Source organism: Croceibacterium soli (assembly GCF_009828065.1).
GTDB classification, from domain to species: Bacteria; Pseudomonadota; Alphaproteobacteria; order Sphingomonadales; family Sphingomonadaceae; genus Croceibacterium_B; species Croceibacterium_B soli.
In genome coordinates, this window is the sequence record NZ_WTYK01000008.1 from 153393 (window position 1) to 163571 (window position 10179).

Annotated in this window: 8 protein-coding genes; 4 read left to right on the forward strand and 4 right to left on the reverse strand. The window is 67.1% G+C overall.

Translation table 11 applies throughout. The features are described 5' to 3' along the window. Positions 1–66: 66 nt before the first annotated feature. A complete protein-coding gene (gene asd / locus GRI75_RS13130) occupies positions 67–918 on the reverse strand; it encodes an archaetidylserine decarboxylase (RefSeq protein WP_160747439.1) in 852 nt (283 codons plus the stop codon). 195 nt (positions 919–1113) lie between these two features. Between asd and GRI75_RS13135 the strand changes: the two genes are divergently transcribed. Next, positions 1114–2889 (forward strand): SLC13 family permease, encoded by a 1776-nt coding sequence (locus GRI75_RS13135; RefSeq protein WP_235911498.1) that lies wholly within the window; start codon positions 1114–1116, stop codon positions 2887–2889. 96 nt (positions 2890–2985) lie between these two features. Continuing rightward, positions 2986–4272 (forward strand): hypothetical protein, encoded by a 1287-nt coding sequence (locus GRI75_RS13140; RefSeq protein ID WP_160747440.1) that lies wholly within the window; start codon positions 2986–2988, stop codon positions 4270–4272. Positions 4273–4293: 21 nt separating this feature from the next. On the opposite strand, the gene GRI75_RS13145 is transcribed toward GRI75_RS13140, so the two are convergent. From GRI75_RS13145 to GRI75_RS13155, 3 genes are all read right to left on the reverse strand, one after another. Continuing rightward, positions 4294–6132: a bifunctional diguanylate cyclase/phosphodiesterase gene (locus GRI75_RS13145; protein WP_328597988.1), complete on the reverse strand. Its 1839-nt coding sequence runs from the start codon at positions 6130–6132 to the stop codon at positions 4294–4296. Positions 6133–6466: 334 nt separating this feature from the next. Beyond that, positions 6467–7486 (reverse strand): IS1 family transposase, encoded by a 1020-nt coding sequence (locus tag GRI75_RS13150; protein WP_160747441.1) that lies wholly within the window; start codon positions 7484–7486, stop codon positions 6467–6469. A 638-nt stretch (positions 7487–8124) separates the two neighbouring features. Next, on the reverse strand, positions 8125–8598 hold the full coding sequence (locus GRI75_RS13155; protein ID WP_160747442.1) for an Lrp/AsnC family transcriptional regulator: 474 nt from the start codon (positions 8596–8598) through the stop codon (positions 8125–8127). Between the two features lie 109 nt (positions 8599–8707). Here GRI75_RS13155 and GRI75_RS13160 point away from each other — a divergent pair, with 109 nt between their 5' ends. Next, positions 8708–8950, forward strand: a complete 243-nt coding sequence (locus GRI75_RS13160) for a DUF6356 family protein (RefSeq protein WP_160747443.1) — start codon at positions 8708–8710, stop codon at positions 8948–8950. Next, entirely contained in the window at positions 8950–9972 is a 1023-nt protein-coding gene (locus GRI75_RS13165; protein ID WP_160747444.1) for a YeiH family protein, read from the forward strand. Before GRI75_RS13160 ends, GRI75_RS13165 begins: the two co-directional genes overlap by 1 nt. Positions 9973–10179: the final 207 nt, after the last annotated feature.

Below are 10179 nucleotides of genomic sequence, written 5' to 3' on the forward strand. Positions count from 1 at the left end.
GATGGCTGCGGGCGCATAGGCTCAAAACCGTTGGCGCGCCAGATCGGCGGAGGTCGCGGACGGCGGCTACGCCGGGCGGTCGCCCATCCGTTCGCCGAGGCGAACCGGCCGTTCCGGAGCCCAGCTTTCGTTGAACGCGATGACCCCTTGCCCGAACAGCATGACGATCGTGGAGCCGAGCAGGAAGCGGCCCATCTCCTCGCCCTTCGCCAGCCTGATATCCTGGTCGACATAGCTCCACTCGGAAATCCTGCCCGTGCGCGTTGGGTTGACCACGCCGTGCCACACCGTCGCCATGCTCCCCACGATCGTGGCGCCGACCAGCACCATCACGAACGGGCCGTGGTCCGGCGATTCGAACACGCACACCACGCGCTCGTTGCGCGCGAACAGGTTCGGCACTCCGCGGGCGGTGACCGGATTCACCGAGAACAGCGCGCCGGGTACGTAGATCATCCGCAGCAGCCTGCCGTCGCAGGGCATGTGCAAGCGGTGGTAGTCCTTCGGCGACAGGTAGAGGTTGGCGAAACTGCCGTGGCGGAACTGGCCCGCCAGCACCGCGTCGCCGCCGACCAGCTCGGTCGTGGTGAAGCGATGCCCCTTCGCCTGCAGGATGTGGTGATCGTCGATCTGCCCGAACTGGCTGATCATGCCGTCCACCGGGCTGACGAAATCGGCGTCTGCCAAGGGGCGCGAGCCGGCTTTCAGCCGGCGGGTGAAGAAGTCGTTGAAGCTGCGGTAGCCAGCGATCTCCGGATGCTCCGCTTCGCCCATGTCGACGCCGTACTTGTGCACGAACCAGCGGATCAGCCGCGTCGTCATCGCGCCTCCCTCCGCTCCGGCGACGCGGCCGGCGAAGGTGGTCAGGAACTGCTTGGGCAGCAGGTACTGCATCAGGACTTTCAGGCGATCCGACATGGCCACCTCGTAACGCAGAGCCGGCAAAGTGTCATGGGCCGCGATCGCAAAGCGGGCATCGCGATCGAACCCGCCCGCGCGGGGCCGGCAACGGCCGCTCCCCCTGCTCCAATTTTTTCGGGCCTCCGGAGCGATGTGCCATCGAGGGAGTTACCGGGCGGGGCCGCGTGCCGTGCGCCCGAGGAGGACGATCGCTTGACGCTGGAACAAGGGCTGAGTTTCGCCGTGCTCGGGCTCACCATGGCGCTCTTCATCTGGGGTCGCCTGCGCTACGACATGGTCGCGGTCGTGGGCCTGCTCGCGGGTATCCTCACAGGCGTCGTGCCTCTCGAGGACGCGTTCAGCGGCTTCAGCGACGACATCGTCATCATCGTCGGAAGCGCGCTGGTGGTGAGCGCGGCCGTCGCCCGTTCCGGCGTCATCGAGCGCACGCTGAAGACGCTGGCGCCGAACCTCCGCAACTTCCATGCCCAGCTGATCCTGCTGATCGCCACGGTGGCGGTGATGTCCGCGTTCGTGAAGAACATCGGCGCGCTCGCCATCATGATGCCGATCGCGTTCCAGATGGCCAAGCGCTCCGGCTCGTCGATCTCCTGCTACCTGATGCCGATGGCCTTCGCCTCGCTGCTCGGGGGTTTGGTGACGATGGTCGGAACGTCGCCCAACATCATCGTCGCCTCGATGCGCGAGCGGCTCACCGGCGAGCCGTTCTCCATGTTCGACTTCACGCCCGTGGGCCTGGCGCTTGCCGCTGCGGGGATCGTGTTCCTCTCCTTCGGATATCGCCTGCTGCCGGGTGGGCAGACCCCCGCCGTATCGATGGGCGATGCCCTCGATGTCCACGCCTACACCACCGAAGCGCGGGTCCCCCCGGGATCCTCGGCCGAAGGAAAGACCGCCATCGAGCTGGCCGCGGGCGAAGAGGAGAACGTGAGCGTCACCTCCGTGCTGCGGCAGGGCCGTGCGGAACGCGCGGCGGCTCACGAGACCGTGCTGCAGGAAGGCGACATCGTCCTGCTCGAAGGCGCGCCCGAGGCGCTGGAACGAACGATCGCCACCCACGAGCTCGAACTGGAAGGCCAGCACCGGGACTTCGAGGTTCCTTCGGCCGACGACGAAGTCGGAGTGATCGAGGCGGTGGTGGCGACCGGCTCCACCCTCGTCGGCCGGGCGGCCGGGCGGCTTGAACTGCACAAGTACTACGGCATCAATCTGCTGGCGGTCAGCAGGAGCGGGATCCACTTCACCGAACGCCTGCGCGACATCAGGCTGCGCGCCGGCGACGTGATCGTGCTGCAGGGCATGCTTGCCCAGTTTCCCCTGCGCCTGCAGGAACTGGGCTGCCTGCCGCTGGCCGAACGCGAGGTTCGGCTCGGGAAGCTCAGCCGCAGCATCCTGCCGATCCTCATCCTCGCGGTCGCGATGGTGCTCACCGCGGCAGGCGCGATCCCGGTGGAGATCGCGTTCTTCGGCGCTGCCGCGGTGACCGTTCTGGTCGGCGCCCTGCCGTTGCGGGAGGCCTATGCCGCGGTCGACTGGCCGATCCTCGTGATGCTGGCGGCGCTCATTCCCGTCAGCGCATCCCTCCAGGAAACCGGGGCCACCGATCTTCTGTCGGCCGGCCTGTCGGACCTGGCGCGCGGCCTCCCGACCTTGGGCGCGCTCGCGCTGATCATGGTTGCTGCGATGGCAGTCACGCCGTTCCTCAACAACGCGGCGACCGTGCTGGTCATGGCCCCGATCGCCGCCGGCTTCGCCAGCGCCCTGGACTACCGGCCGGAAGCCTTCCTGATGGCCGTGGCGATCGGCGCGGCGTGCGACTTCCTCACGCCCATCGGCCACCAGTGCAACACGCTGGTGATGGGCCCCGGCGGGTACCGGTTCGGCGACTACTGGCGTCTCGGCCTGCCGCTTTCGATCATCGTGGTGGTGCTCGGCGTACCGCTGATCGCACTCTTCTGGCCTACCTAGAGGCGCCTATTGCGCCGGAACCGCGCTTTGCTAGGCTGCCCGTCCGGCGTTCCGCTGTAGCCTGGACAGGAGAGTCGCATGCGGCCGAGGTTCCTCATGGCACCCCTTCTGCTCGCGCTGCTGTCGCTTCCGCTCCACGCCAGTCCATCGAAACCGTCCGACGTCGACTCCGTCGCGCGTGCCTACATCGAACTCGCACTCGGCGCGTACCTCCTGAACGGCGGGGACGGCGATGTCGCCACGCCGCGCCAGGAAGAACTCGCGAGAGCCAAGGCGGCAAAGCGCAGCGCGGCACAGATCGCCCAGGAGGCCGCGGCACTCGTCGAAGCGCTCGACGCGCTCCCCGCGCCGCCGGACCGGCTCACGCAGATGCGGCACCGGTCGCTGCGCGCTCGGCTCGTCTCGCTGGAGCACGGGCAGCGCCCCGCCGACGCGAACACATCGGACGTGGCGGACGACGTGCGCCTCCGCTTCGGCTTTACCGCGGATTTTCCGGCACTGAGCGACTACGACGCGGCTCTGGCCCGGCTCGACGCCGCGATGCCGGGCCCCGGAACCCTGCCGGAACGGATCGCCGCTCTAAGGGCGACGGCGGCCGTGACTCCCGAACGGATCGAGCCTGTGTTCCGCGCGGCCGTGGCCGAGTGCCGCAGGCGGACCGCGCCTCATCTCGATCTTGCGGAGGAGAGCGTCGATATCCGGTTCGTCCCGGACGACCTGACGCCCGCCCAGGCCGAATATGTCGGCGGCGGCAAGAGCATTGTCAGCATCAGCACCGTCATCCCGACCGACGTGGACCGCCTGCTGCAGCACGCCTGCCACGAGGTCTATCCAGGCCATCACGCGCACATGCTGGCCCTGGATCGGGAACTCTACCGGCTGAGGGGCTGGCCGGAATACGGCGCCGCAATGGCGGCCGATCCGGTGATCCCCGCCGCCGAAGCCATTGCCGAGTACGGCGTCGGGCTCGCCTTCCCCGTCGACGAACGCATCGCCTTCCAGAGGGACGTTCTCTATCCGCTCGCCGGCCTGACCATGCGAAACGAAGAGCAATGGCGAGCCTATCTTTCCGCGCGTCCCGAAGTGCTCGGCGCAACCGCCACTGTGGCGCGGGACTTCCTGTCGGGAGCGATCGACGAGGAAACCGCCGTCACGCTGCTGATGCGCTATCGCTTGCAATCGCGGGAGGCAGCCCGCCAGACCGCGAAGATGATCGGCGCGTTCGGCAGCTACCTGATCGCCTCGGATTTCGGCTGGTTCGCGGTGGACAGGGCGTTGCGCGACAAGCCGCGGGAAGAACAGTGGCGCCTGTTGAAGCAGTTGCAGCGCGAACCCGCGCTGCTGGAGGATGTCGTCGCTCTGGGCGCAGGGACACCCGACTGATGGCGACCCTGCGCCGGCCTTCTATCGCCGGCGCGCTGCCGGCCTGAGCGGCTCCGGATCGCCTTGCTCCGCCACATACTGCGCACGGTCGAGCAGCAGCGCCGTGGTCGCTTCGCGGTCGACGCCATGGGAAAACAGGTATCCCTGGCCGAGGACGCAGCCGGCTGCCCACAACTGCTCGGCCTGGTCCTCGTTCTCGATCCCCTCGGCAACGACGTGCATGTCGAGCTTCTTGGCGATCTGGATCAGACCCTCGACGATCGCCATCTTCGGAACGCCGGGCGCGATGCCGTCGACGAACTCCTTGTCGATTTTGATGATGTCCACCGGCACGCTGAGCAGGTGCGTCAGCGAGGCATAGCCCGTTCCGAAATCGTCCAGCGCCACCCGCAGCCCTTTTCGCCGCAAAGCCTGGACGGTCTTCCGCACGTGGCGGCCCGGGTCTCCCATATAGACTGTCTCGGTCACCTCGAGGATGACGTGCTTCAGGGGCACGTTCTCCTGCTCGAACGCTTCCACCAGGACTCGCTCCAGCAAACCGCCGTGCATGTCGGCCGAGGAAACGTTGATGCCGACATGCTGGAACGGAATGCCCATATCCAGCCAGGTGCGGACATCGGCCGCGATCAGCTTCATCATCCGGGCCGTCATCGCGGTGGCGACGTGGACGTCCTTGGTCGCCTCCTGGAACTGCTCGGCACAGAGGATCTGCTCGCCCAGCCGCATCCTGCAGAGCGCTTCCAGCCCGACGATCTCGCGCGTGTCCAGCCGGACGATCGGCTGGTAGAACGGCTCGATGCGGTCCTCCAGCAGGGCGGCATCGACTTCGCGTATGGCGGTAAGGCGGCGCGTGATGTTGGTGCCCAGGCCCGGCCAATAGCGCACGAACCCGCCGCGGCCGGTTTCCTTGGCGTGGTACAGCGCGAAGTCGGCGTTCTGCCGTACGCGTTCCGCGACCCTGTCGCCGTGGGAGAACGCCGCACCGCCGATCGTCGCCCGCGGAACGATGATATGGCCGGCACAGTCGGCGGCTTCGGCCAAAGCAGCCAGGATCCGATCGGCCGCGCCTTCGAGATCGCTCAGCTTCGCCTCCGACCGCAGGATCACCGCGAATTCGTCGCCGCCGATCCGGAACGCGCGATCGGGGGCCGCCGCGGCCGCGATCCGCTCGCCCGCCACTTTCAGGAGACAGTCGCCCGCCTGGTGACCGAAGGTGTCGTTGACGATCTTCAGATTGTCGAGGTCGATGGCCAGCAGCGCCCAATCCCCGGGCATGTCCCTGTCCAGCTCCGCCAGGGCGGTGCTGAAGGCTGCTCTGTTGGAAAGGCCGGTCAGCGCATCCTTGGAGGCCCGCCATTCCTGTTCATTCATGCGGTGATAGCGATCAAGGGCAATCGCGCAGAGGTGCACGCTGTGCCGCACGATCTCCCTCTCGAGCTCCGTCGGCGCCCTGCAGGTGCGGAAATAAAACGCGAACGTCCCGACCGGCTCGCCCTGGGAATCGAGGATAGGGCTCGACCAGCAAGCCCGCACGCCGAGTGGCAGCGCCATGTGCTTGAATTCCGCCCACTTCGGGTCCGTCGCGATATCTGTGACCGCGACCTCGCAGCGCAGGTAGGCCGCCGTGCCGCACGATCCCACGAGCGGCCCGACCTGGAGCCCGTCCAGCGCTGCCGAGTACTCGGCCGGCAGACTCGGCCCCGCCAGCGGGCGAAGGACATTGCCGCCGTCCACCATCAGCACCGAACAGATCACGTCCGGCGCCAGCTTTTCCACCTCGACGCACAGGCGATCGACGGTGCTCGCGAGCGTATCGCCCCGGGCGATCATTTCGAGGATGATGTTCTGAAGCTGCAGCACGGCTTTCCTCGCACGCCACGATCGCGCGGAATCGCGCTGGGGCAACCGCCCGCATACCGCAAAATCGTTAAAGATTTTGCTTTGGGTACAAGCCCTTATCCCCAGCCACACACCGCACGTGGGGTCGCCGCGCCGATGGGCGGACAAGCTGTTGGACTGCGATGGAGGATTGGAACGGACGCGCCCGGGTTATTGGGGGGCCGCAGGCGCGTCCGCAGCGCCTGATTAGCATTCTGCACGCGGCGGATAAGCGTAATTCTACGGGCCTGAAGTGATTTTTTTGCGCTCGAAACACCGGCTCGCTCTAACACCCCCTTTCGGAGCGCCTGCAGCGCTATCGGCCAGCCTGCACAGGATCGAACTCCCCGTAATCGTGCTCGTCGAACCAGGCGCAGACGAAGCGGGACAGGCTCAGGCCGGTCAGCACGGAAAGCGCGAGAGCGCAAAGCATGAGCTGCGCGATCGGCTGCTCCTTGCAGGCTCCGGGCTTGTAGGCGAGGATGTGGATGCGGCCATCGCGGATCTGCAGCACGTCGATGTATGCTGCCGGCGCGGGCGGCGGCTCCGCGGGACGGTCGAAACCGCTCGCCCGCAAGTGCTCGCCATCTTCGACCGCAAGATAGATCGGGACTTCGACGACCACTGTCGCGGAGTCGGTCCAGAGCATGAACTGCAGCACCTCGTCATGCTGCCGACGCCCGCCCGTAGACGGAAGAACGAGATCGGCCACGCGGCAGGCATGTTGACCGTCCCTTCTCCGGATCGCGAACGCATTCCCATCGAACGGTGCCGCGGTCGAAAACCTGGCAACGTTACCGAAGATCGGCGCCTGCGGGACATCGGCCGGCACCGCGTCCAGGTAATCGGCGATCGGCGCAAGCGCGCGCTGCCCGGGTTCGCCGAGCAGGGCGGCGAGCTTTCCCTGGTGCACGCGAAATTGGCGAACCTGCTGGTGGTGCAGCCGGACCGTGCGCACCAGCCGATCGGGCGGGAAAGCCGCCCGGATCTTCTTCCGCATCGGCGCATAGGTGGTCAGCTCCCGATATTCCGCCAGCCAGCTCGCCAGCGTCCGCACCGGAACGGCGATGCCGAACCGTTGACGGATCAGCTCGACCGTCCGCTCGCGCGTCTCCCCTTGGTAGAACAGCGTCAGCGCCTGGAGGATCAGCTTGAGAGGGTATGTTTTGCCGGATGCCCGCTGCGCCGGGAAAGTCCGGCCGCAGCTCCTGCAACGCCACAGCTGCACCAGCTCGAACTTCTTCCTGCGAAATCCGCGGCGGACGATCGCCGATCCGTGGCAATGGACACATCGCTCGGGCCGGTCTCCCGCGCGCCCCGCAGTATCGCCGCCCACGCAGCGCGTCAGCCGGTGTGGCCGGCGGCGGTACAACGATCGCCGCCGTTCGCCTGCCGATGCCGTTGTTGCGCCCCCGCAGCGGCCCTGTCCCTGGCGACCCGAAGAGCCAGGGCGAGACGCTTTCGCAGGGATGGCGGACCGGCGCGATTGACCCCGCGCACTTCATCGCCGCCGTTCGGTTGAGCGATCACGCTCAGGTGATAACCAGACATGCGCGCGACCTCCCGTTATGGAAGACGCGCGAGCGAGCCAATTCCGCATGCGGAACCGCCGCAATCGCACAACAAAGCGTACCAACAGCCGGCTGGCTGCAACTACACCGGTTTAGCGCTCGAGCCCGTCTCCTTTGCGCCGACGCGGGTCGAGCAGACTTGTGGTCGGCCGGCTCGGTAGGCTGCGCACCCCACCCCTCCAGTTTATTTGCGCGTGCCCTGCCGAGCCTTGGGAGCAATCACGAAAATCTGCTTACGTCATTAAGACGCGCGGCGATGGTGAATCCGCATGCCGAAAGCGATAAATTTTGCACAAAATCGCGCGACGGGTTCCGCACCCCGAATGTCACGGATCTTGCATGTACTCGCGCAGATCATACTGCCTCGACGTGCACGAAGATAACAACGATATCAGCGGCCCGCTCACACCTCCACGCAATCGAGCGGCACCTCGGTGGTGAACTTGATCTGCTCCATCGCAAAAAACGCGCTGACGTCGCGCAGCTTCACCGCGCGGATGATCTTCTTGTAGATACGGTCGTAGTCCTCGATCCCGGAACAGAGGATCTTCAGCAGGTAATCGACTTCGCCGCTCATGCGGTAGAATTCCACGACCTCGGAGATGCCGGCGATCGCATCGGCGAAAGTCCGCGCCCAGGCGTCGTCGTGCTGATCCGTCCGCACCAGAACGAACGCCGTCGTGCCGAGCCCGAGCTTCCTGCGGTCGAGGATCGCCACGCGGCGCTGGATGTAACCGTCGGCACCGAGCCGCTTGAGCCGCTTCCAGCAGGCATTGCTCGAAAGGCCGACTTCGGCCGCAAGCTCCGCCAGCGACAGCGACGAGTCCGCCTGCACTTTTCGAAGAAGCTTTACGTCCAGGCGATCGAGTGCGGCCATGAAGGTCCCCCGGCTAAAATGTTCTCCCAGGTACGAGCAGCTAGCACGAACTTTGGGAAAAATCGCCCCGCCCCTTCGCCTATACCCAGCGGCGGGAGGAGCGCTGGCAATGAACCCGTTCACCGATCACCCGGCAAGCGTCGGCGAAAGCTATCTGCAGCATATGCGCGTGGCGCTGGGCTTTGGAGCGGCGATGCTGCTCGGCGGGCTCGCCTGCATCGTCCACGCGCTGCTGCCGGCGCTGTTCGTCAGGACCGGAAGCCAGACGATCGAAGCGCTTTACCAGCGAATGGTGACGAAGCGGCGCCACAAGGGGCTTCGCGGCGACGCCCCGTTCGATTTCGTCATCTAGTGCTCGCCGCGACCATCGCCGCCGCGCGGGCTCCGGTCGCGCGGATCAGCCCCGCTCTGCCCGGCCTGGCCCTCGCCGTCGCGATAGCGGCGGTCGCGCGCCTTTGCGGCGCATTGTCCCCCTTGCCGCCCGTCTTCTCTGCGCTGGTGCTCGGCATGGTCGCCGCCCGCCTCGTTCCGCCAGCGCGCCTTGCACAGGGGATCGCGGTCGCATCGCAGCCCGTCCTGCGGTTCGGCGTTGCCCTGCTCGGCGCCGCGATCACTTTCGCCGAGATCGGCGCGCTCGGCTGGATGAGCGTGGCCGTCACGCTCGCCGCACTGGTCGTCACTCTGGTGGCAGGCACGGCCCTCTGCCGCCGGCTGGGCGAGGCGCGCGACGCGGCGATCGTTTCCGCCGCCGCCGTCGCCATCTGCGGCGCTTCCGCCGCGCTGGCGGTAGCAGCGATCCTCGGCAGGGGCGGCGCCCGGCAGGAAGATACGGCCCGCACGGTCGCCGGCATAACCATCGCCGGGACGGTCGCCTTGCTGGCCTTCCCCGCCGTCGGCAGCCTGCTGGGCCTGTCGGACGCCGCGATGGGCGTGTTCCTGGGCGGAAGCATCCATGAAGTCGCGCAAGCCGCCGCGTCGGGCTTCGCGGTCTCGGAAGAGGCAGGCAAGACGGCGGCCGTCGTCAAGATGGTGCGCGTCGCCTGCCTCGGCCCGATCGTCCTCGTGCTCGGCGCTTTCGCCTGCCGCGAACCCGCGCGCCCCGGAGCCAGGCCACCGCTCGTTCCCGCGTTCCTGCTGGGATTCGCGGCCCTGGCCGCGCTGTCCAGCACCGGCCTCATCCCTCCGCTCGCCAGGGAAGCCGCGGTAACGATCTCCCAATGGTGCCTGCTCGTCGCCATCGCCGCGCTCGGGATGCGCACCTCGTTCGCCGGCTTGCTCGCCCGCGGACCGCGACCGCTCCTGGCCATCGCCGTCAACTCACTCCTCCTGGCGGCCCTGATGGCCTGCGGCGTCCTGTTCATCGTCGGGCACTAGAGTCCCGCCCCGACAACCCGTCCGCTGATTACGGCAACACTCGCCATCTTCGTCATGCTGAACTCGTTTCAGCGTCCATCCCGCCACCCGCGCAGGTCGTGAGCAGAGGCAAGAACTGCGCGCCCTCGCCCCCAAGCAACCTCCGCGCCTCGCCGCCCGATGGACCCTGAAACAAGTTCAGGGTGACGACGAGAGTGGAGCTAGGAC

Bases quoted from the DNA above. Each gene is read 5' to 3' on its own strand.
- asd (WP_160747439.1), bottom strand. From the start codon at position 918: ATGTCGGATCGCCTGAAAGTCCTGATGCAGTACCTGCTGCCCAAGCAG.
- GRI75_RS13140 (WP_160747440.1), top strand. From the start codon at position 2,986: ATGGCACCCCTTCTGCTCGCGCTGCTGTCGCTTCCGCTCCACGCCAGT.
- GRI75_RS13155 (WP_160747442.1), bottom strand. From the start codon at position 8,598: ATGGCCGCACTCGATCGCCTGGACGTAAAGCTTCTTCGAAAAGTGCAG.
- GRI75_RS13160 (WP_160747443.1), top strand. From the start codon at position 8,708: ATGAACCCGTTCACCGATCACCCGGCAAGCGTCGGCGAAAGCTATCTG.